The sequence below is a fragment of the Polaromonas naphthalenivorans CJ2 genome (assembly GCF_000015505.1).
Lineage (GTDB): Bacteria > Pseudomonadota > Gammaproteobacteria > Burkholderiales > Burkholderiaceae_C > Polaromonas > Polaromonas naphthalenivorans.
This window is the reverse complement of sequence record NC_008781.1, coordinates 3,915,260-3,937,183: the sequence shown is the minus strand read 5'-3', so window position 1 is coordinate 3,937,183 and position 21,924 is coordinate 3,915,260. Positions and strand designations below refer to the sequence as shown.

At 64.4% G+C, this 21,924-nt stretch carries 18 protein-coding genes and 1 pseudogene; 4 read left to right on the top strand and 15 right to left on the bottom strand.

Translation table 11 applies throughout. From position 1 onward, the window contains the following. Positions 1–100 precede the first annotated feature (100 nt). The 9 genes from PNAP_RS18480 to PNAP_RS18440 form a co-directional block, all read right to left on the bottom strand. Complete coding sequence (locus tag PNAP_RS18480; protein WP_011803059.1) at positions 101–1,066, bottom strand: LysR family transcriptional regulator; 966 nt, start codon at positions 1,064–1,066, stop codon at positions 101–103. Positions 1,067–1,111: 45 nt separating this feature from the next. Continuing rightward, positions 1,112–1,372: a SemiSWEET transporter gene (locus PNAP_RS18475; protein ID WP_011803058.1), complete on the bottom strand. Its 261-nt coding sequence runs from the start codon at positions 1,370–1,372 to the stop codon at positions 1,112–1,114. 76 nt (positions 1,373–1,448) lie between these two features. Next, positions 1,449–2,456: a glucokinase gene (locus tag PNAP_RS18470; RefSeq protein WP_011803057.1), complete on the bottom strand. Its 1,008-nt coding sequence runs from the start codon at positions 2,454–2,456 to the stop codon at positions 1,449–1,451. Positions 2,457–2,510: 54 nt separating this feature from the next. Next, entirely contained in the window at positions 2,511–3,977 is a 1,467-nt protein-coding gene (zwf, locus tag PNAP_RS18465; RefSeq protein WP_011803056.1) for a glucose-6-phosphate dehydrogenase, read from the bottom strand. Between the two features lie 93 nt (positions 3,978–4,070). Then, positions 4,071–5,144: an ABC transporter ATP-binding protein gene (locus PNAP_RS18460; RefSeq protein ID WP_011803055.1), complete on the bottom strand. Its 1,074-nt coding sequence runs from the start codon at positions 5,142–5,144 to the stop codon at positions 4,071–4,073. A 6-nt stretch (positions 5,145–5,150) separates the two neighbouring features. Then, positions 5,151–6,020, bottom strand: coding sequence for a carbohydrate ABC transporter permease (locus PNAP_RS18455; RefSeq protein ID WP_011803054.1), 870 nt, complete (start codon positions 6,018–6,020; stop codon positions 5,151–5,153). Continuing rightward, positions 6,010–6,891 (bottom strand): carbohydrate ABC transporter permease, encoded by an 882-nt coding sequence (locus tag PNAP_RS18450; RefSeq protein ID WP_011803053.1) that lies wholly within the window; start codon positions 6,889–6,891, stop codon positions 6,010–6,012. Before PNAP_RS18450 ends, PNAP_RS18455 begins: the two co-directional genes overlap by 11 nt. Before the next feature lie 102 nt (positions 6,892–6,993). Beyond that, complete coding sequence (locus PNAP_RS18445) at positions 6,994–8,181, bottom strand: carbohydrate porin (RefSeq protein WP_011803052.1); 1,188 nt, start codon at positions 8,179–8,181, stop codon at positions 6,994–6,996. A 32-nt stretch (positions 8,182–8,213) separates the two neighbouring features. Continuing rightward, positions 8,214–9,464: an ABC transporter substrate-binding protein gene (locus PNAP_RS18440; protein WP_011803051.1), complete on the bottom strand. Its 1,251-nt coding sequence runs from the start codon at positions 9,462–9,464 to the stop codon at positions 8,214–8,216. Between the two features lie 244 nt (positions 9,465–9,708). Here PNAP_RS18440 and mgrA point away from each other — a divergent pair, with 244 nt between their 5' ends. Next, the gene (mgrA, locus tag PNAP_RS18435; RefSeq protein WP_011803050.1) at positions 9,709–10,755 is read left to right on the top strand and encodes an L-glyceraldehyde 3-phosphate reductase; all 1,047 of its coding nucleotides are present in this window, start codon (positions 9,709–9,711) and stop codon (positions 10,753–10,755) included. A 45-nt stretch (positions 10,756–10,800) separates the two neighbouring features. Here mgrA and PNAP_RS18430 read toward each other — a convergent pair whose 3' ends face one another. The 4 genes and pseudogenes from PNAP_RS18430 to PNAP_RS27950 all read right to left on the bottom strand — a co-directional run. Further along, positions 10,801–12,168 carry a sensor histidine kinase gene (locus PNAP_RS18430; protein WP_011803049.1) on the bottom strand — a complete coding sequence of 456 codons (1,368 nt, stop codon included), beginning with the start codon at positions 12,166–12,168 and terminating at the stop codon, positions 10,801–10,803. Continuing rightward, the gene (locus PNAP_RS18425; RefSeq protein WP_011803048.1) at positions 12,165–12,860 is read right to left on the bottom strand and encodes a response regulator transcription factor; all 696 of its coding nucleotides are present in this window, start codon (positions 12,858–12,860) and stop codon (positions 12,165–12,167) included. The genes PNAP_RS18430 and PNAP_RS18425 overlap by 4 nt, the downstream gene beginning before the upstream one ends. A gap of 55 nt (positions 12,861–12,915) precedes the next feature. Further along, positions 12,916–14,136: a CaiB/BaiF CoA transferase family protein gene (locus tag PNAP_RS27955; RefSeq protein WP_232290830.1), complete on the bottom strand. Its 1,221-nt coding sequence runs from the start codon at positions 14,134–14,136 to the stop codon at positions 12,916–12,918. A gap of 99 nt (positions 14,137–14,235) precedes the next feature. Continuing rightward, positions 14,236–15,060 (bottom strand): annotated as a pseudogene (locus tag PNAP_RS27950) (hydroxymethylglutaryl-CoA lyase); the annotation flags it as partial. A 285-nt stretch (positions 15,061–15,345) separates the two neighbouring features. Here PNAP_RS27950 and PNAP_RS18415 point away from each other — a divergent pair. Next, positions 15,346–16,095, top strand: coding sequence for a haloacid dehalogenase type II (locus tag PNAP_RS18415; RefSeq protein WP_011803046.1), 750 nt, complete (start codon positions 15,346–15,348; stop codon positions 16,093–16,095). A 104-nt stretch (positions 16,096–16,199) separates the two neighbouring features. Further along, positions 16,200–18,392, top strand: coding sequence for a malate synthase G (locus tag PNAP_RS18410; protein ID WP_011803045.1), 2,193 nt, complete (start codon positions 16,200–16,202; stop codon positions 18,390–18,392). A 157-nt stretch (positions 18,393–18,549) separates the two neighbouring features. Here the strand turns inward: PNAP_RS18410 and PNAP_RS18405 are convergent, their stop codons facing one another. Both PNAP_RS18405 and PNAP_RS18400 read right to left on the bottom strand, forming a co-directional pair. Beyond that, positions 18,550–18,954 (bottom strand): type II toxin-antitoxin system VapC family toxin, encoded by a 405-nt coding sequence (locus tag PNAP_RS18405; RefSeq protein WP_011803044.1) that lies wholly within the window; start codon positions 18,952–18,954, stop codon positions 18,550–18,552. Between the two features lie 3 nt (positions 18,955–18,957). Beyond that, the gene (locus PNAP_RS18400) at positions 18,958–19,242 is read right to left on the bottom strand and encodes an antitoxin (RefSeq protein ID WP_011803043.1); all 285 of its coding nucleotides are present in this window, start codon (positions 19,240–19,242) and stop codon (positions 18,958–18,960) included. 329 nt (positions 19,243–19,571) lie between these two features. Between PNAP_RS18400 and PNAP_RS18395 the strand changes: the two genes are divergently transcribed. Beyond that, on the top strand, positions 19,572–21,809 hold the full coding sequence (locus PNAP_RS18395; RefSeq protein ID WP_011803042.1) for an NADP-dependent isocitrate dehydrogenase: 2,238 nt from the start codon (positions 19,572–19,574) through the stop codon (positions 21,807–21,809). The last annotated feature ends 115 nt before the right edge of the window (positions 21,810–21,924 follow it).

Genomic DNA, 21,924 nt, shown 5'->3' with positions numbered 1-21,924 from the left:
CTCGGAAAAGTGCTATTTAATCAATAGCTGCTTATGCAATACAGGCGAGCGCAAAAGCCTTTTTTGATGCATGAATTCGATTCCCGGGCGTCCTTTTGCCTTACTGCCGCCAGAACTCCGGCTGGCTGTAGTGGTGCTTTAAAAAGTCGATCCACAGCCGCACCCGCAGCGGCAGATGCTTGCGCTGCGGAAACACCGCGTAAATGCCGTTGGCCGGCGCGGCAAAGTCTTCCAGCACCGCCACCAGCCGGCCGGCGGCGATTTCGGACTCGACTTCCCAGGTGCTGCGCCAGGCAATGCCGTAGCCCGCCAGGCACCAGTCGTGCAGCACCTGGCCGTCCGAGCAGTCGAGCGGGCCGCCGGGTTTGAGGTGGATGATCTCGGAGTCGCCGTCAACCTGCGCGTCCGCGAGGACGCCTTCACGTTGCCGCCCTTGGGCGTTGCGCGGAACGCGAAACGCCCAGCCGCGCGTCTGCGAGGCTTCGCTGGACAGCGTGAGGCAGTCGAATTTGGCCAGTTCGCCGGGGTGCCGCGGCGTGCCGTGCAGTTGCAGGTAGCGCGGCGTGGCCACGCACAGCCGCCGGTTGTCGGCCAGCCGCACGCTGACCAGCGACGAATCGGGCAGGTCGCCGACGCGCACCGCGCAGTCAAAGCCTTCGCCGGCCAGATCGACCACCCGGTCGCCCAGGTTCAGCGTGATGGTCACGTCGGCATGCTGCTCACGGAACTTGGCCACCAGCGGCGCCACATGGCGCCGGCCAAAGCCGGCCGGCGCGGTGATGCGCAGGTGGCCGCTGGCCTTGACGCCGCCGGCCGACACGCTGGCCTCGGCGTTCGCCAGGTCGGCCAGCAGGCGCTGGCAGTCTTCGAGGAAAGCGCTGCCCTCGTGCGTCAGCGTGATGCGCCGCGTGGTGCGCACCAGCAGCTTGACGCCCAGGCGCTCTTCCAGCGCATCGAGCCGCCGCCCCATGATGGCCGGCGCCACGCCCTCGGCCAGCGCCGCCGCCGTCAGGCTGCCGCGCGCCACCACGGAGACAAAGGATTCGAGCTGCTTGAGTTTGGCCATGGACGCAGATTATGGGGCTGGGGCGGCCTCGCTCCTGGCCAGGGCTCAGGCCTGGTGATAGCGCAGTTTCATCACCAAAATGGCAAGCGCCAGGACCAGGGTGATGCAATTGGCCACGACGATGGGCCAGGCGTCCATCAGCAAACCATAGACGGTCCAGCACATCACGCCGACGGTGAAGGCGCTGTACATGCCCAGCGAAATGCCGCGCACGTCCCGGGTCGTAAAAGTGTGCCAGGCCTGCGGCACAAAGCTGGCCGTGGTGAGGGTGGCGGCGCAGTAGCCAATCAAATCGGTAAGCAGCATGATTCTGGAGGTGGACAGGGGGAGCTAACTGTAGCCGTTGTTGAATCGATGCAACGCTGCCAAAGCGCCGTATGGTTCACCATTGCGTGAGCGAGAGCGCTTGCGATGCGCCCTGCAGCGCGGGCGAGACCGGGCTGTGGATCACCCAGGTGGGGATGGCCTGCAAATAGGGCTTGAAGCGGCCCTTGTCCTCAAAGCGGGCGCGAAACGGCGAGGCTTCAAAGCGCTCGCCCATGCGCGGCACGATGCCGCCGCCGATGTAAATCCCGCCGCGTGCGCCCAGCGTCAGTGCCAGGTCGCCGGCCACGCTGCCCAGGAAGCCGCAGAACATGTCGAGTGCCTGGTTGGCGGTGGACAGGGGTACGTCCTGCGCGCGCGCCATCACGTCCGCCGGGGTGGTGATCTCGCGGCCCTGGCCGTCCTTGAGGTCGCACAGCGCGTGGTACAGATCGACCAGGCCCGCGCCTGAAATCACGCGTTCCGCCGACACATGGCCATAGCGCTTTTGCAAGTGCTGTATAGCCGCGAATTCCAGGGCCGTGGCGGCGCTTAAGGTGACATGGCCGCCTTCCCCGGCAATCGGAATCCACTTGTTCTGGTGGCCCAGCGGCAACAAGCCCGACACGCCCAGTCCGGTGCCCGCACCGATCAGGCCGATGGCCGCGTCGGGCGCCGCCTGGCCGCCGCCCACGGCGCGCCTGTGCGCCTCGGGCAGCTGCGGGAGCGACAAGGCCAGCGCGGTGAAGTCGTTGAGCAGCAAAAAACGCGCAAGGCCCAGGCTTTCCCGCAGGGCGCTGACCGAGAACTTCCAGTGGTGGTTGGTCATGGCCACCTGGTCGCCGGTGACCGGGTTGGCAATGCCAAAGGCGGCGCAGGGTGGCGTGCTCAAGCCTTGTTCGCGCAAATAGCTTTGCGCGGCTTCCAGGAGGGATTCGTGTTCGGCGCACGGCAACACCTGCACATGGCTGATCGCTGCACTTTCGCTGGCCTGCCAGCCAAAGCGGGCGTTGGTGCCGCCAATGTCGCCCAGCCAGCGCGGATAGGGGGCGGGGCTGGCGATGTCCGGGTTGCGCGATTCAAACATGGCTCAGGTTTTCTTTCTGGCGTGACGCCTCGGGGGTGGGGGCCGCGCCGCGCATCAGGCTTCCTCGAACCAGGACAGGTGCTCGCGCGCCATCAGGGCCGATGAGGCCGCAGGCCCCCAGGTGCCGGCCGAATAGCTGCGCGGCTTGTCGTCCAGCGCTTTCCAGCCCGCCAGGATGGGTTCGATCCACGTCCAGGCCGCTTCCAGTTCGTCGCGGCGCATGAAGTGCGTCAGCCGGCCTTTGACCACGTCGATCAGCAGGCGTTCATAGGCTTCGGCGCGGCGCTTGTCGGAGGTCGATTGCAGGTCAAGGCCAAGCTTGACGGGATGCAGCTTCATGCCCGAGCCGGGTTCCTTGACCATCATCTCCAGGTGGATCGACTCTTCGGGCTGCAGGCTGATGATCAGGCGGTTGGGCTCATGGCTGGCCGCCGTGCCAAAGATCGAGAAGGGCTGGTCGGCGAACTCGATGATGATTTGCGACTGGCGCTGTTGCATGCGCTTGCCGGTGCGCAGGAAGAAGGGCACATTGGCCCAGCGCGTGTTGTCGATGTGCGCGCGCAAGGCCACGAAGGTTTCGGTGCGGCTGCCGGCCGGCACGTCGTCTTCTTGAAGGTAGCCCTTCACGGCGGCGCCCTCGGACGCGCCTGCGGTGTACTGGCCGCGCACCGTGTCGCGCTTGATGTCGGCCAGGTCCATCTTGCGCAGCGAGCGCAAGACCTTGAGCTTTTCATCGCGCACATCGTCGGCATCGAGCGAGATCGGCGGCTCCATCGCCACGATGCACAGCAGCTGCAGCAGGTGGTTTTGCACCATGTCGCGCATGGCGCCGGCACCGTCGTAAAAGCCGGCGCGGCTGCCCACGCCGACGGTTTCGGCCACCGTGATCTGCACGCTCCTGATGTAGGGCGCGCGCCACAGCGGCTCGTAAATGGCATTGCCAAAACGCAGCACCATCAGGTTTTGCACCGTTTCCTTGCCCAGGTAGTGGTCGATGCGGTAAATCTGATGCTCGCCAAAGTAGCGCGCCACTTCGGTGTTGATGGCGCGGGCCGAGGCCAGGTCGGTGCCCAGCGGTTTCTCAAGCACCACACGGGCCTGCGCATCGACCAGGCCGGCGTCCGAGAGCCGGGCGCAAATCTGGGTGAACAGGCTGGGCGCCGTGGCCAGGTAGAACACCCGCAATGCCGGCTGGCTGCACAGGGTTTTGAGCCGGGCGTAGTCATCGCCCTGCATCACGTCCATGCTGACATAGGTCAGGCGCGCCAAAAAGTGCTGCCAGTCGCTGGCGCTGAAGGCACTGGCGTCGATGAAGGCGGGCGAGTGGCTGTCGATGAACGCCAGGTACTCGTCATGCGTCCAGTCCTGGCGGCCAATGGCGATGATGCGTGCGTCGGCAGACAGCTTCTCGTGCAGGTGCGCCATGTACAGCGCGGGCAGCAGCTTGCGGAACGACAGGTCGCCCGTGCCGCCGAAGATCACGATGTCGAGTGCGCCGGCAGGTGGAAGGAGGGTGGTCATGGGTAGTGTGTGTTGAACAGGTTGTGTTTCATGGTGCGCTGCAGGAACCGCGCATGCGCGTTGCCACTGCGCACGGCCACCAGCATAGCCCGGTCAGGCGATGCGCAGGCCACTTTGTGCATCAAACCAGTTGTTGTGCTTGCTGCTCACGCCGAGGCCGGTCAGCTCGCCGACCTTGATGGGCGTATTGGGCGGCACGCGCACGGTGATCGGCCCCACGGCGGTCTTGATCACCACATAGGTGTCCGCGCCCGTGGGCTCGACCAGCAGAACCTCGCCGCGCCACGGCGCATCCGCCTGCAGGTGAATGTGCTCGGGCCGCTGCCCCAGCATGACCGGGCCGGCCGGCGCCGGGCAGTCCAGCGGCAGCGCCCCGCCTTCAAAGGAAAATAGGCCTCCTGCGCTTGTCCCGCTTGCGCTGCCAGCTATGAAATTCATAGTAGGCGAGCCAATGAAGCCGGCCACGTAGGTATTGGCCGGACGCCGGTAAATATCGTCCGGCGTGCCGATTTGCTGCAGGATGCCGTCTTTCATGACGGCGATGCGGCTGCCCAGCGTCATGGCCTCGATCTGGTCGTGCGTGACATACACGCTGGTGATGCCGCTGAGCTGGTGCAGGCGCTTGATCTCGGCGCGCATTTCCACGCGCAGCTTGGCGTCCAGGTTGCTCAGCGGCTCGTCGAACAAGAATATCTGCGGGTCGCGCGCCAGGGCGCGCCCCATGGCGACGCGCTGGCGCTGGCCGCCGGAGAGCTGCGCCGGGCGGCGGTTCAGCAAATGCTCGATCTGCAGCATGGCGGCCACCTCGGCGATGCGCTTGACGCGCGCTGCTTTAGGCACCTTGCGCATCTCCAGCGCAAAGCCGATGTTGTCGGCCACGCTCATGTTCGGATACAGCGCGTAGCTCTGGAACACCATGGCGATGTCGCGCTGGGCGGGCGCCACGCCGACAACGTCCTTGCCCGAGATGAGCAGTTGGCCTTCGCTGGGTTCTTCCAGGCCGGCGATGATGTTGAGCAGCGTCGATTTGCCGCAGCCCGAAGGCCCGACCAGGATCAAAAATTCGCCCGGTGCGACGTCGATGTCGATCTTTTTAAGCACTTCGACGGCCTTGTCGGCCTTGCCATAGACTTTGCGGATGCCCGCGATTTTGAGTGAAGCTGCCATGATTTTTTATCCTTTCACAGCGCCGGCTGTGAGACCCTTGACGAAATATTGACCTGCCAGCACATACACCAGCATGGTCGGCAGCCCCGCGATCACGGCCGCAGCCATGTCCACGTTGTAGCTTTTCACGCTGCTGGAGGTGTTGGCCATGTTGTTCAGGCCGACCGTGATCGGCTTGCTGTCGGCGCCGCTGAAGGCCACGCCGAACAGGAAGTCGTTCCAGATGTTGGTGAACTGCCAGATCAGCGTCACCATCAAAATCGGCGTGGACAGCGGCAGCACGATGCGCCAGAAAATGCGCCAGAAACCCGCGCCATCCATGCGCGCTGCATTCACCAGTTCTTTCGGAATGGCGGTGTAGTAGTTGCGGAAAAACAGCGTGGTGCCGGCCATGCCCGCCAGGCAATGCACCAGCACCAGTCCGCCGATGGAACTGGACAGGCCCAGATAGCCCAGCACCTGGCTCATCGGCAGCAGCACCACCTGAAACGGCATGAACACGCCGAACAGCAGAAAGCCGAACAGCAGTTCGCTGCCCCTGAACTTCCACAGGCTCAGCACGTAGCCGTTGACCGCGCCCCAGGCGGTGGAGATCAGCACCGCCGGAATCGCCATGCTGACCGAATTCCAGAAGTAGGGCTGCAAGCCACGGCAATCGACCCCGGTGCAGGCCGAGGACCAGGCCAGGCGCCAGGCGTCGAAGTTGAGCGAGGCGGGCGGGCTCAGCAGGTTGCCCGAGCGGATCTGCTCGGCATCCTTGAAGGAGGTCGCGAGCATGACGTAGAAAGGCGCCAGGAAAAACAGGGCCGCGACCAGCAGCACCGCGTAGAGCAGCGCGCGGCTCAGGTGTTTGGCGAAAGGGTGTTTAGCGGTCATGGGGTTTGGCTCGAAGTTCGCTGTAAAGATAAGGCACGACGATGGCGGCCACCGTGGCCAGCATCATGGTGGCGCTGGCGGCGCCCAGGCCGATCTGGCCACGGGTGAAGCTCATGACGAACATGAAGGTGGCCGGCACGTCGGTCGCATACCCGGGGCCGCCGTTGGTCAGCGCCATCACCAGGTCGAAACTCTTGATCGACAGGTGCGCCAGCACCAAGATGGTGGAGAACACGACCGGGCGCAGGATGGGCAAAAGAATGCGCCAGTAAATGCGCGGCAGCGAGGCGCCGTCGATCTGCGCGGCCTTGATGATGCTGTCGTCAATGCCGCGCAGGCCCGCCAAAAACAAGGCCATGGCGAAGCCGGCCGACTGCCAGATGCCGGCAATCACCACGCAGTAAATGGCGAAGTCGCTCTGCACCAGCCAGTCGAAATGAAAACTGGCCCAGCCCAGGTCGTGCATGAGCTTTTCCAGCCCGAGGCTGGGGTTCAGAATCCATTTCCAGGCGGTACCGGTGACGATGAACGACAGCGCCATCGGGTACAGGTAGATGATGCGCAGGGCGCCCTCGCCGCGCACCTTCTGGTCCAGGAAAATCGCCAGCACCATGCCGATCAGCATCGAGCCGCCGACGTAGAGCAGGCTGAAAATCCCGAGGTTTTTCAGCGCCACCCACCAGCGGTCCATCTCGAACAGCCGCTCATACTGCGCCAGCCCGACGAATTCGTCATAGTTGGGCAGCATGCGCGAGCCGGTGACGGACAGCACGCCGTTCCACACCATGAAGCCGTAAATAAAGGCAAACCCCAGCACGAAGGCCGGTGAAATGACCAGTTTGGGCAGCCATGTTTCAAAATTGTTTTTCATATCGTTCGCATCTCCTGTACCCGCCTTGGGCGGCGGCTGGAACGCTTGAAGAAGGCCGTCTTGCGACCGCCCCCGTCAAACGTCACGTCTGAATAAAGCGGCTTACCACCACACCTCGTACTGCACACCCATGATGGTGCTGGAGGTTCTGCCCCCGGCGCCGAAGGTGCTGGCGTTGGCTGTTGCCGCTGCGGTGTTCCAGTTGGCCTTGGTCACATACAAACGCACTTCAGGGCGGCTCCAGAAGTCCGGTCCCACCGAGATGGTCGGCGCGATGGTGACCTTGTTGAGCGTCTGGTTGCCGGTGGGCGCCTTGCGGCTGGTCAGGCCCACTTCGGCCAGCAGCTTGAAGTTGCTGGAAAAGGCATACGACACGCGGCCGCCCACCGAGGTGTCCTTGGTCGTCACGCTGGTGCCGTCCACCTTGCTGGTCTGGTAGCTCAGCAGGGTCTGGCCGCCAAAAGCGCCGCTTTGCCAGTTCAGCGAATCCGCAATGCGGCTCACACGCTGGCCGGCCGTCACGCCGTCGATGGACTGGAACTCGCCATCAATGCGGGCGTGTCCCGTCGATGTTTGCAGGAACAGCGAGTTGGTCATGCCCTTGACCAGGAAGTTTTCCTGGTTGTGCGACACCGAGATGCCGGAGCCGGAGTTGCTGTTGGCCAGGCCGCTGCCTTTGACCGTGGTCAGCAACACGCGCAGCTTGCCATCGGGGTTGGTGTTGATGGCGGAAATGTCCACATTCAGGCGGGTGGCCTTCACGCCGGCGGGCATTGAGCTGTCGAACTTGTCACCGCTGAACAGGCCGACGCCGAGCTTGGCGCCGCCAATGCCGATGTCGGTCACGCCGGCGCCCTGGTTGTCGCCGTAGTTCAGCAGGAAGTTGTCAACGATGTGCACGTCCTGAATCCGCAGCCGGCGCTGCCCGGCCCAGACCTTGGCTTCGGGGGCAAACGACAGGCCGCTCATTTCCACGTAGGCCTGGTCGGTGCCGACCGAGCTGCTGCCCCACTTGACGGGCATGTAGTGCACCTTCCATTTCACGCCGCCCGCTTCGAAGTTCTTGATCAGGTCGATCTCGATGCCGTTGTCGCCTTCGTTGCCGAGGCGGTACTTCTGCAAGTCGCCGCCCAGGCTCAGTCCGCCCTTGATGTTGTCGTCATGGCTCAGCACCGGGCCGCCACGGGAGTAGCCGTGGAACTCAATGCCGCCCACATCCATGGCGAATGCGCTGCCTGCGCACAGGGCTGCAGCGGCTGCGATGAGGCTGATTTTGTGTGTTGTCTTCATTGTTGTTTTTCTGTCAGAAGGGAAGTGCGGGCTTATTTGGTTTTTGCTGCGGCAGCGATGCGCTTTTGCGCCTCGTCCACCGAGATCTTGTCGTCGTTCCAGAACTGGCTGACCGCGTCCTTGATGGCGCCTTCAGCCGCAGGGCTGATGGCCATGCCGTGGGCCGCCGAGGGCACCAGCCCGCCGGTTTTGGCGGTCTCGACAAAGTCCTTGCCGGACAGCTTGGCGCAGTCGTCGAACTTGGCCATGTTCATGTTCAGGCGCACCGGAATCGAGCCCTTGTTCAGGTTGAAAATCTCCTGGAATTCCGTGCCCATGATGGCCGCCGACAAATCCGCCTGCGCCTTTTGCGCTGCGGCGCCTTTGAGCTTGAACATGGCAAACGAGTCCACATTGAAGGTGAACGCATTGGCGGTGCCGGGGGCGGCGGCGCACAGGAAGTCCTTGCCGGGCACCTTGCCGGCCGCAATGAACTCGCCCTTGGCCCAGTCGCCCATGAACTGGAAGGCCGCTTTTTCCTGCATCACCATGGCGGTGGCCAGGTTCCAGTCGCGCCCGGGCGCGGCAGCGTCGGTGTAGCCCTTGATCTTGCGGAAGGTTTCCAGCGACTTCTTCATGGTCTCGCCGGTCAGCGCCTTTTGGTCAAGCTTGACGAGCGCGTCGCTGTAGAACTTCGGGCCGCCCACGCCGAGCACCACGGACTCGAAGGTGGTGAAGTCCTGCCAGTTCTGGCCACCGTGGGCGACCGGAATCAGCCCTGCTTTCTTGATCTTGTCGGCCGCGACAAAGAACTCGTCCCAATTCTTGGGCATGCCCGCGACCCCGGCTTTTTTCAGCACGGCGGCGTTGGCCCACATCCAGTTCACGCGGTGCACGTTGACGGGAACCGCCACGAAATTGCCTTTGTACTTCATGACGTCGGCCACCACCTTGGGCAGCAGGCTGTCCCACTTTTCGGCCTGGGCGACAGGGTCCATGTTGGCCAGAACGCCTTCAGCCGCCCATTCCTGGATCGCCGGGCCTTTGATCTGGGCGGCTGCGGGCGGGTTGCCCGACACCACGCGGCTTTTGAGCACGGTGGCCGCGTTGTCGCCGCCGCCGCCCGCTACGGCGAAATCCTTCCAGACATGGCCTTTGGCTTCCATGATTTTTTTCAGTTCGGCGACCGACTTGGCCTCGCCACCGGAAGTCCAGTAATGCAGGACTTCGACTTCACCGGCCATGGCCGCCGTGCCAGCGGCCACCAAGGCAAGGGCCGCAGCCAGCTTGGAAAGTTTCAACATGTTGTCTCCTGATAGTGATGCTCCGCCAGCGCAGCCGGCCAGGGAGCATGGTTTTTTATCCGGGCCGGCACCGCGCCGCTCGAATTAATTAATTGTTAATTAATTTAAGACAAAGCCCCATGGGATTTACCCTAGGATGCGATTGAAAAACCAGGCCGGAAAGACCCGGCCGCAGGTGAGCGCCGCTGATCTGCCTAACAATCTTTCAGCCAGCCCAAAAATTTATCCACCCTGGAATACACCCATGAACTACCAGCCCAACGCAGCCCGCTATGACACCATGCCCTACCGAAGCTGCGGACGCAGCGGCTTGATGCTGCCCGCCATCACCCTGGGGCTGTGGCATAACTTTGGCGACGCCACGCCCATGGAAACGCAGCGCGCCATGCTGCGTACCGCGTTCGACCTGGGCATCACGCACTTTGACCTGGCCAACAACTACGGCCCGCCCGGCGGCAGTGCGGAAATCAATTTTGGCGAGCATCTGCGGCGCGACTTCAAGCCCTATCGCGACGAACTCATCATTTCCAGCAAGGCGGGCTGGGACATGTGGCCCGGCCCTTATGGGCAGGGCGGCGGCTCGCGCAAGCATGTGCTGGCCAGCCTGGACCAGAGCCTCAAGCGCATGGGGCTTGACTATGTCGATATTTTTTATTCGCACCGCTTTGACCCCGACACCCCGCTGGAGGAAACCATGGGGGCGCTGGCCACGGCGGTTCAGCAGGGCAAGGCCTTGTACGTCGGCCTCAGCAGCTACTCGGCGGCCAAGACGAGCGAAGCCGCGGCCATTTTGCGTGCCATGGGTGTGGCGCCGTTGATTCACCAGCCCTCTTACAGCCTGCTGAACCGCTGGATTGAGGGCGAGCTGCTCGACACCCTGGCTGAAACCGGCATGGGCTGCATTGCGTTCAGCGCGCTGGCGCAGGGGCTGCTGACCGACAAGTACCTGAACGGCATTCCGGCGGACGCCCGAATCAACCGCCCCGGCGGCAGTTCCCTCAAGGCCGAACATCTGAGCGAACAAAACCTCAAGCATGCGCGTGCCCTGAATGAGCTGGCGCTGGCGCGCGGACAGAGCCTGGCCCAGATGGCGACGGCCTGGGTGCTGCGCGATGGCCGCGTGACCTCGGCGTTGATTGGCGCCAGCCGCCCGGCGCAAATCGCGGAACTGGTCGGCGCGCTGCGCAAGCTTGAGTTTTCCGCCGAAGAACTGGCGGCCATTGACCAGCACGCGGTGGACGGCGGCATCAACCTGTGGCAACGCCCCTCGACCGATCAGCGCCCGGCTTGACGCCATGGCTGCCCCCGGGCTCAGGGGCGAATGGGCGGACTCAAGTCAGAAGTGCAGCGAGACCCGCAAACCCTGCGGTGCCACCGGCGTCACCCGTGCTTCGCCAGCGTGGCGGCGCGCGATTTCCTGCACGATGGCCAGGCCCAGTCCGCAACCGCCGGGCAAATCGCTGCCGCGCCAAAAGCGTTCGAAAACATGTTCGCGTTGCGCGTCGCTCAGGCCGGGGCCGTTGTCTTCCACCGCCAGCACGACATGCGCTGCGTGCTGGTGAACCGACACGGTCACGGTGGGTTCGTTGCCGGCTTCCCGGCTCACGCCGTAGCGCAAGGCGTTGTCGATCAGGTTGGTCACGGCTTCGCGCAGCAGCGTGGCCGAGCCTTGCATCCAGGCGTGCTGGTGGCCTTCGTAGCCCAGGTCCACTTTCATGGCGACCGCGCGCGGGCTGAGTTCGCGTGCCACGTCCTGCGCCAGTTGCGCCAGGTCCACTTGCGCCATGGGCGCCTCGGAGCCGCTGCGCGCCAGGGCCAGCAACTGGTTGACCAGATGCGCGCTGCGTTGCGCCCCGGCATGCACCTTGTGCAGGCGCGCCTTGATCAGGGCGGCATCGCTTTCGCCCAGCGCCAGTTCGGTCTGGTTGATCAGCCCGGCCAATGGCGTGCGCAGCTGATGGGCGGCGTCGTTGATGAAGCGCTTTTCCTGGCTCACGCTGCGGCGCACGGCGGCGAGCAGGCGGTTGATGGCATCGACCAGCGTGTGCACCTCGGTCGGCGCGGTGGTGAACTCCAGCGGGGTCAGGTCGGCCACCGAGCGTTCCTTGAGTTGCTTTTCAAGTTTGGTGAGTGGCGCCATGCCGCGCTTGATGCCCGCGTACACCAGCACGCTCAGCGCCACGCCCAGCAGCAGCAAAGGGGCCAGCAGGTCGCCGATCAGTTCTTCGGCGATGCGCTCGCGGGCGATATAGCTTTTGGCCAGTTGAACGCGCAGCAGTTGCGGGTGTTTTTCTTCGCCATAGGCGACATCCAGGGCGACCGCGCGCATCGGCTTGCCGTCGATTTCCATCCGGTAAAACACCAGCGTGCCCGGGGCATGCGTGGGCGGCGGCTCGGCAATCTCCTGGTTGCCGATCAGGAATTTGCCCGGTGGCGACGACACCATGTAGCTCACGCGGTCCACCGGGTCTTCTTCAATGATGGCCTGGGCCGCCTTGGGAAAATCCACCAGCAGCCCCGAGCCCATGGGCTTGATCTGGCGCGCCAGCGAGCGCACCGATTGCGAGAGCGATTGGTCCAGTCCCTTTTCCGCATAATTCAGGGCCATGCGGTAGGTCAGGGCGCCGCCCACCAGCCACAGCACGAGCTGGGGCAGCAGCAGCCACAGCAAGAGCTGGCGGCGCAGGGACCGGCTGTGCGTCACAGGGGTTCGAGCATGTAGCCCAGTCCGCGAACATTGCGAATGTTCAGGCCCGAGCCCAGCAGTTTTCGGCGCAAGCGGTGGATGTACACCTCCAGCGCGTTGGATGCGGTGGGTTCGGCCGATTCGTGTTGCCAGACAGCGGCCACGTCCTCGCGGCTGACCACCTGGTTCAGGCGCTGGTGCAGCAAGGTCAGCAACTCCCACTCGCGCTGCGTCAGGTCGTGGACCTGGCCGAAAATCCAGGCGCGCGGCAGCTGGCTGTCAATCTGCAGGCATTGCGTGGCGTCTGGCGTGGTGATGGCCCGGGTCTCGGTATTGAAGGCCGGCAGCCTGGCGCGGCGCAACAGCGCCTGCACGCGGGCGCTGAGTTCGGCGTTGTTGAAGGGCTTGGTGAGGTAGTCGTCGGCGCCTTCGAGCAAGCCCTCCACGCGGTCATTCACGCCGTCGCGGGCGGTCAGGATCATCACCGGCAGGCTTTCAAAACGCTGGCGAATCCAGCGCAGCAAGGACATGCCGTCGAGCCTGGGCAGGCCCAGGTCCAGCAGCACCGCATCAATGACCTGTTCGTTGAGCAAGGTCTGCGCGGCCAGGCCGTCCGCGCTGTTGCACACGGTATGTCCGGTTTGCTTGAGCAGGTCGGTCAAGCCGTCGCGCAGCAGGTCGTCGTCTTCAATAATCAGTAGATGGGCCATTGCGCGAATTTACCGCATCGCGGGCGCTGGTGGCGGTGGCCGCGTCGTGCAGGCATCAACGGTTGACCCGGGCGCTCTGGAAAGCCTCGATGGCGTCTTCGCCATAGCCCAGCTCCTGCAGCAACTCGCGGCTGTGCTCGCCCAGCAGCGGCGGCTGCAGCCGGATGCCGGGCCGCCGGCCGCCCAGCGTGAAGGGCATCAGCGGCACCCTGGAGCGGCTGCCGTCGTTCATGCGCACGGGTGCCAGGCCGCCGGTGGCATTCAGGTGCGGGTCGTCGAACAGTTCCTCGGGCCGCACGATGGGCGCGAACGGCAGTTCGCGGGCTTCAAACACCGCGCCGAGTTCGGCCGCGCTGTAGCCGGCCAGGTGCGAGCGCAGGATCGGCAGCAGCCATTCGCGCGCCCGCACGCGGTCGTTGTTGGTGGTCAGGCGCGGGTCGGCCAGCAGCTCGCCCAGTCCGAAGGCCTGGCAGAACACCGCCCATTGCTTGTCGCTGACGGCGGCCAGGAAGATCTGCTCGCCGCCCTTGACGGTGAACACGTCGTACACGCCCCAGGCCGAAATGCGGCTGGGCATGGGCGCGGCGGCCTGGGCCGTGGCGGCGAACTGCATCATGTGCTGGCCGACCAGAAACACATTGTTCTCGAACAGCGCCGACTGCACCTCCATGCCGCGCCCGGTCAGTTCGCGCTGGCGCAGCGCGGCCATCGCGCCGATGGCGCCGAACATGCCGCCCATGATGTCGTTCACGCTGGCGCCCGCGCGCAGCGGGTCGCCGCTGCGGCCCGTCATGTAGGCCAGGCCGCCCATCATCTGCACCACCTCGTCAAGTGCGGTGCGGTGCTCGTAAGGCCCGGGCAGGAAACCCTTGTGGCTGACATAGACCAGGCGCGGGTGGCGCTGCTTGAGCGTTTCGTAGTCCAGACCCAGCTTCTTCATGGTGCCGGGCTTGAAGTTCTCGCTGACGATGTCGGCCGTGGCGATCAGGCGCAGCGCCGCTTCCCGGCCTTCGGGCGTCTTCAGGTCGAGCGCGATGCTTTTCTTGTTGCGGTTGAAGGCCGGGAAAAACCCGGCGCCCGAGCCCAGCAGGCGGCGCGTGCCGTCGCCCTCGGGCGGCTCGACCTTGATCACCTCGGCGCCCAGGTCGCCCAGCAGCAGGCCGCAGGTCGGCCCCATCACCATGTGGGTGAATTCGACGACGCGGATGCCGGCGTAGGGCAGGGGCGTTTCTCGGGTGTCGCTTTCTTCAACGGCCGGACTGGCCGGCGCCGCCATGCGGGCGCCCTGGACAAAGCCCTTGGGCAAACCCGCCTCGGGCGTCAATCCGTACAGCGGCTCGCCCGGCAGCCCGGCCTTCAAGGGAGCGCGCGCGGCGATGAGCTTTTCGAGGTCGATGCCGGTGCGCAGCCCCATCGCCTCGAACATGAACACCAGGTCTTCGGTGACGACGTTGCCCGACGCGCCCGGCGCATAGGGGCAGCCGCCCAGCCCGCCGAGCGACGCGTCGAAGGTGCGAACGCCTTCCTCGTAGGCCGCCAGGCAGTTGGCCAGGCCCAGGCCGCGCGTGTTGTGCATGTGGGCCGCGCCGGCGTGGCGGCCGATTTCGGCGCGCAGGCGCCTGAACAGGCGGCGCACCTGCGCCGGATTGGCATAGCCGACGGTGTCCGACAGGCCGGATTCGTCGGCCCCGGCGGCAATGCATTGCGCGGCCAGCCGGATCACGTCGTCCTCGGCGACCAGGCCCTGCAGCGTGCAGCCGAAGGCGGTCGAAATGCCGGCCTCCAGCCCGACGTGGGGCGCGAGGTCGCGGCGCAGGGCGGCGATGGCGCGCACTTCCTCGACCATTTCCTCGCGCGTCCTGCGCACGTTGGCCAGCGAATGCGCGGCGCTGGCCGACACCGGCACGGTGAGCTTGTGCACGCCGGCGGCCAGCGCCGCCTCGGCACCCCGGCGGTTGGGCACCAGCGCCATCACTCTCAAGCCGGGCAGCGTGATGGCGTGGCGCACCACTTCGGCGGCGTCGGCCATCTGCGGCAGCAGCCGGGCCGGCACGAAGGAGGCGACTTCGATCTCGCGCACGCCGGCGGCATACAGCGCGTCGATCCAGCGCAGCTTGTCGGCCGTCGGCATGCATGCCTTGACCGATTGCAGGCCGTCGCGCGGGCCGACTTCGCTGATCAATATCTCGGGTGAATACATGGTGGGCAATGGCCTTTCAATGGGGCTGGACGGAACGGCGTTCCTTGCGGGCAGGAATGGTGCGGCGCTGTCAACAGCGCGGACTTCCATCGTAAGCCGAATCCCCGGAAACACTCCATGCTCCTGTTTCAATAGCTGCTTGTGCAGGCGGGCTATGCGCTGGAGCCCTGAAATGCTTCAAATCCAGTCACGCACGGCAGAAATTGCGATTGCACCGCTTTAAGTCACGGATAAATCGCATTTCAGGTACTTAATCTTTCCCCAGGGATCAAATAAAGTAGCGGCATGGAAAAAATCCGCCCCACCCGCACCGAGCCGCTGCGCGCCGTGCTGTTCGACGCCTACGGCACGCTGTTCGATGTGTACAGCGTCGGGCTGCTGGCCGAGCAGCTGTTTCCCGGACGCGGGCAGGCGCTGGGCGTGATGTGGCGCGACAAGCAGATCGAATACACGCACCTCGTGAGCACCAGCAGCGGCGGCGCGCACTACCAGCCGTTCTGGGAACTGACCCGCGCCGCGCTCGTTTATGCTATTAAAAGAATAGCTGGTGATGCCCGTACTGATTGCGCAAACGGCCAGTTTGATGCCAAAGTCGAGCAACTGATGAACCAGTACCACCATCTGTCGGCCTTTCCCGAAAACCGCGAGGTGCTGCAGGCGCTGAAAAGCCGGGGCGTGGTCACCGGCATTTTGTCCAACGGCGACCCGGCCATGCTCGCCGTGGCCGTCAAGTCGGCCGGGCTGGGCGATTTGCTCGACCATGTCATCAGCGTCGATGCGATCCGCAAGTACAAGACCCATCCCGACGCCTACCAACTCGGCCTGCAAGCCACCGGCCTGCCGGCGCGGCAGATCGCCTTCGTCAGCTGCAACAGCTGGGACGCGCTGGCCGCGACCTGGTTCGGCTACCAGACGCTCTGGGTCAACCGCAACCGCCTGCCGTTCGAGACGCTGGGCACCCAGCCGACGTACACCGGAGTCAGCCTGCGCGATGTGCTGGCGCTGCCCGGCCTGGGGCAGGGCGCGCCCGCATGACGACTTATCATTTCCATCCCGCGCGGGCTTGAGCGGCGCGGCCCGCCCGCCACTGCCTCACTGCCTTTCACCGCCCCATTGATTTTTTTAAAAAAGGACTTCCCATGACCGAACGCACCACCCGCCACAGCCTGCAGGTCGCCACCGAACTCTATCGCTTCATCGAAGACAAGGTGCTGCCCGGCACCGGCGTGGACAGCGACAAGTTCTGGAGCGGCTTTGACGCCATCGTCGCCGACCTGGCCCCGAAAAACATCGCCCTGCTGGCCGAGCGCGACCGCCTGCAGCTTGAAATGGACGCCTGGCACAAGGCCAACCCCGGCCCCATCGCCGACATGCCCGCCTACCGCGCCTTTCTCGAAAGCATCGGCTACCTCGTGCCGCAGCCCGAAACCGTGGCCGTGACCACCGCCAATGTCGATGCCGAACTGGCCGTGCAGGCCGGCCCGCAGCTCGTCGTGCCGGTGCTCAATGCGCGCTACGCCCTGAACGCCGCCAATGCGCGCTGGGGTTCGCTGTATGACGCGCTCTACGGCACCGACGCCATTCCCGAAACCGACGGCGCTGAAAAAGGCAAGGGCTACAACCCGGTGCGCGGCGCGAAAGTGATTGCCTTCGCCCGCAACTTGCTCGACCAGGCCGCGCCGCTGAGCACCGGCTCGCACAAGGACGCGACCGGCTACAGCATCGAAGGCGGCCAGTTGGTCGTCACGCAGGCAAGCGGCATGAGCGGCCTGCAAGACCCGGCGCAGCTGGTCGGCTACCGGGGCGACGCGGCGGCCCCGTCGTCGGTGCTGCTGGTGCACAACGGCCTGCACATCGACATCATCATCGACCGCGCCACGACCCTGGGCAAGAGCGACGCGGCCGGCATCAGCGACATGGTGATCGAATCGGCGCTCTCGACCATTCTTGACCTGGAAGACTCGGTGGCCGTGGTCGATGCCGAGGACAAGGTGCTGGCCTACGGCAACTGGCTCGGCATCCTGCAGGGCACGCTGACCGAGGAAGTCAGCAAGGGCGGCACGACCTTCACGCGCGGCCTGAACCCGGACCGCGTGTACACCGCTGCCGACGGCGGCGAAGTCACGCTGCACGGCCGCTCGCTGATGTTCGTTCGCAATGTCGGCCACCTGATGACGAATCCGGCCATCCTGTATGCAGGCGGCAAGGAGATTCCCGAAGGCATCATGGACGCGGTCGTCACCACCACCATCGCCATCCACGACTTCAAGCGCCAGGGCCAGCCCGGCATCAAGAACTCGCGCACCGGCAGCGTCTATATCGTCAAGCCCAAGATGCACGGCCCGGCCGAAGTCGCCTTTGCCGCCGAGCTGTTCGGCCGCGTCGAAGCGCTGCTGGGCCTGCCCGCCAACACCGTGAAGCTCGGCATCATGGACGAGGAGCGCCGCACCAGCGTCAACCTGAAAGCCTGCATCGCCGAAGCCGAAGCGCGCGTGGCCTTCATCAACACCGGTTTCTTGGACCGCACAGGCGACGAGATGCACACCGCCATGCAGGCCGGCCCGATGATCCGCAAGGGCGACATGAAGACCAGCGCCTGGATTGCCGCTTACGAGAAGAACAACGTGCTTGTCGGCCTCTCCTGCGGCCTGCGCGGCAAGGCGCAGATCGGCAAGGGCATGTGGGCCATGCCCGACCTGATGGCCGCCATGCTGGAGCAGAAAATCGGCCACCCGAAAGCCGGCGCCAACACCGCCTGGGTGCCCAGCCCGACGGCGGCCACGCTGCACGCGCTGCATTACCACCAGGTCCTGGTGTCCGACGTGCAAAAGGAGCTGGAAAAGATCGACGCCAACGCCGAGCGCGGCAACCTCCTGAACGGCCTGCTGCAAATCCCGGTCACCGCCACGCCGAACTGGTCGGATGCCGAGAAGCAGCAGGAACTCGACAACAACGCGCAGGGCATCCTGGGCTACGTGGTGCGCTGGATCGACCAGGGCGTGGGCTGCTCGAAAGTGCCCGACATCCACAACATCGCGCTGATGGAAGACCGCGCCACGCTGCGCATCTCCAGCCAGCACATGGCCAACTGGCTGCACCACGGCGTGGTGACCGAAGCGCAGGTCAAGGAAACCTTCGAGCGCATGGCCGCCGTGGTCGATGGCCAGAACGCGGGCGACCCGCTGTACAAGAACATGGCCGGGCACTTCGACACGTCGGCCGCGTACAAGGCGGCGTGCGACCTGGTGTTCAAGGGGCTGGAGCAGCCGAGCGGCTACACCGAGCCGCTGCTGCATGCGTGGCGTTTGAAGGTCAAGGCTGGCACGGCCTGATTGTGGCGGCGCGCGGGTTGCTATTGATTGAATAGCTGCTTGCGCTTGCTGGATATGCGCAAGAGGCCTGTTTAGTTCTAAAAAAAGCGAAAACGGCGCCTTCGGGCGCCGTTTTCGCTTTCCGGCTCGCCATGAAAGAGGTGTTGCGCGCTTGCGTTCAAGCGGCGCGCGCCCAGTTTTCGACCACCAGGCCAGGGTAGCCGTTGAAATCGGCCTCGTTGTTGGTGACGAGGGTGACACCGACGCTCACCGCATGCGCGGCAATCAGGCGGTCCATGGCGTCGCGGCGGCGGTCGCGCACGGCGGCGCGAAGCCGGCCAAAACTCTCGGCATCGGATGCGGTGAATGGCAGCACCGGAATCCGGCTTATCAGCAGTGCGAGCACACGTTCATCCTGTTGACGGTTGGCCGTTTGAATCTCCAGCCCGGCGCGCAACTCGGCATAAGTGACCACCGACATCACCGCGCTGCCTTGGGCCAGGGCTTCCAGCCGTTTGAGCACTTGCGGCGGGTGGTGCCTGGTCAGGTAGATGCAAATGTTGGTGTCGAGCATGTAGCGCATGGCCTAGCTTCCTGTTTTTTTATCGGCTGCATTGGCGCCCGGCAGCCCCATGCCGCTCCAGTCGCGCTCATGCTCTTCATGAAATTCGCGTCCCTCCGCCATGAAGCTGGGGCTGAACATGGCAAAGATCTCGCCAATGTCGGCCAGGGTTTCCTGCGCCACCAGGCGCAGCACCAGCGTATTTCCCACGCGCTCGATCTCCACATCCTGCGCGGCGTCAACAAAGCCCAGTTCCTTGGGAATACGCACAGCCAGCGAATTGCCGCTTTTGAAGACTCGGGTCAGCATGGGTTTTCTCCTTGAAAGTTAAAGTATATACAGGATATACAAAATGGAGAAGGCCTGAGGCAGGCGTGCTTTACACCGTCATCCCCCAGGGAGCGTGGCTTGCGCAGGGTGCTGGCCACCCGCCGCGCCTGCGTTTTTGCGGCCAGCACAATATCGCGCAAGCCTTGGGACAAGCCCCTGAAAAATTGCATATGCCGGGAGTAAACTTCGCATTCCGAGATGACTTGGCGTTTCCGGCAGCGCTTGCCCGGCGCGCCGTTCAGGTTGACGACAGGGGCATCCCCTATATTGCCAAGCCAGCTCAACCCCCAAACAGCAAGAGGATCACCATGACTGCCGGAAAATCAAAAATCATCTACACGCTCACCGACGAGGCGCCGCTGCTGGCGACCTGGTCGTTTCTGCCCGTCGTGCGCGCCTTCACCGCGCCGGCCGGCATTGAAGTCGCCGAGAGCGACATCTCGGTCGCGGCCCGGGTGCTGGCCGAATTTCCCGAGTTCCTGAGCGACGCGCAGAAGGTTCCCAACACGCTGGCCGAACTCGGCCGCCTGACGCAGGATCCCGACACCAACATCATCAAGCTGCCCAACATCAGCGCTTCGCAGGGGCAACTGGTCAGCGCCATCAAGGAACTGCAGTCCAAGGGTTTCAACCTTCCGGACTACCCCGAAAGCCCCAAGAGCGACGAGGACAAGGCGATTCGCGCGCGCTATGCCCGCTGCATCGGCAGCTCCGTCAACCCGGTGCTGCGCGAAGGCAACTCCGACCGCCGCGCCCCGCTGGCCGTGAAGAACTACGCGCGCAAGAATCCGCATTCGATGGCCGACTGGAGCCAGGCGTCGCGCTCGCACGTCTCGCACATGCACCACGGCGACTTCTACCACGGCGAAAAGTCGATGACGCTGGACAAGGCGCGCGACGTCAAGATGGAACTGATCACGAAAAGCGGCAAGACCATCGTGCTCAAACCCCTGACCAAGCTGCTGGACCGCGAGGTCATCGACAGCATGTTCATGAGCAAGAAGGAACTGCTGGACTTCTACGAGCAGGAAATCGACGACGCCTACAAGACCGGCGTGATGTTCTCGCTGCACGTCAAGGCCACGATGATGAAGGTCTCGCACCCCATCGTGTTCGGTCACTGCGTGAAAATCTTTTACAAGGACGCCTTCGAGAAGCACGCCAAGCTGTTCGACGAGCTGGGCGTGAACGTCAACAACGGCATGGCCAACCTGTACGACAAGATTTCCACCCTGCCGCAGAGCACGCAGGACGAGATCAAGCGCGACCTGCACGCCTGCCACGAGCACCGCCCCGAGCTGGCCATGGTGGACTCGGCCAAGGGCATCACCAACTTCCATTCGCCCAACGACGTGATCGTCGATGCCTCCATGCCCGCGATGATCAGGAACGGCGGCAAGATGTGGGGCGCCGACGGCCGCCTGAAGGACGTCAAGGCCGTGATGCCCGAATCGACCTTTGCCCGCATCTACCAGGAGATCATCAACTTCTGCAAGTGGCATGGTGCCTTCGATCCCAAGACCATGGGCACCGTGCCCAACGTGGGCCTGATGGCCCAGCAGGCCGAGGAATACGGCTCGCATGACAAGACCTTCGAGATCAGCGAAGACGGCGTCGCCAACATCACTGACGTTGCTACTGGCGAAGTGCTGCTGAGCCAGAACGTGGAAGCTGGCGACATCTGGCGCATGTGCCAGTGCAAGGACGCCGCCATCCGCGACTGGGTGAAGCTGGCAGTGAACCGTGCCCGCAACTCCGGCATGCCGGTGGTGTTCTGGCTCGACGCCTACCGTCCGCACGAGGCCCAGCTGATCACCAAGGTCAAGATGTACCTGCACGAGCACAACACCAGCGGGCTGGACATCCAGATCATGAGCCAGGTGCGCGCCATGCGCTACACGCTGGAGCGCGTGGTGCGCGGCCAGGACACCATCAGCGCCACCGGCAACATCCTGCGCGACTACCTGACCGACCTGTTCCCGATCATGGAGCTGGGCACCAGCGCCAAGATGCTGTCCATCGTGCCCCTGATGGCCGGCGGCGGCATGTACGAAACCGGCGCCGGCGGCTCGGCGCCCAAGCATGTGCAGCAACTGGTCGAGGAAAACCACCTGCGCTGGGACTCGCTGGGCGAGTTCCTGGCGCTGGCCGTGTCGCTCGAAGATTTAGGCATCAAGACCGGCAACGACCAGGCCAAGCTGCTGGCCAAAACGCTGGACGCCGCTACCGGCAAGCTGCTGGACAACAACAAGGGCCCCAAGACCCGCACCGGCGAGCTGGACAACCGGGGCAGCCATTTCTACCTGGCGATGTACTGGGCGCAGGCCCTGGCCGAGCAGACGCAAGACGCGGCGCTGCAGGCACGTTTCGCCCCGCTGGCCAAATCGCTGGCCGAGAACGAAGCGCAGATCGTCGCCGAGTTCAAGGAGGTGCAGGGCAAGCCGGTCGATATCGGCGGCTACTACCTGCTGGATGCGGAAAAAGTCAAGGCCGTGATGCGCCCGAGCGCAACCTTCAATGCGGTGTTGAGCGCGGCGCAGGCCTAAAAACCGGCGAATGCGGACCTGCGGCATGCCGCAGGTTCGCGAAAAAAACGGCATCTTCGGATGCCGTTTTTTTTATGCCGCGCCATGACAGGTCACAACCCCCGACCCGGCTCGC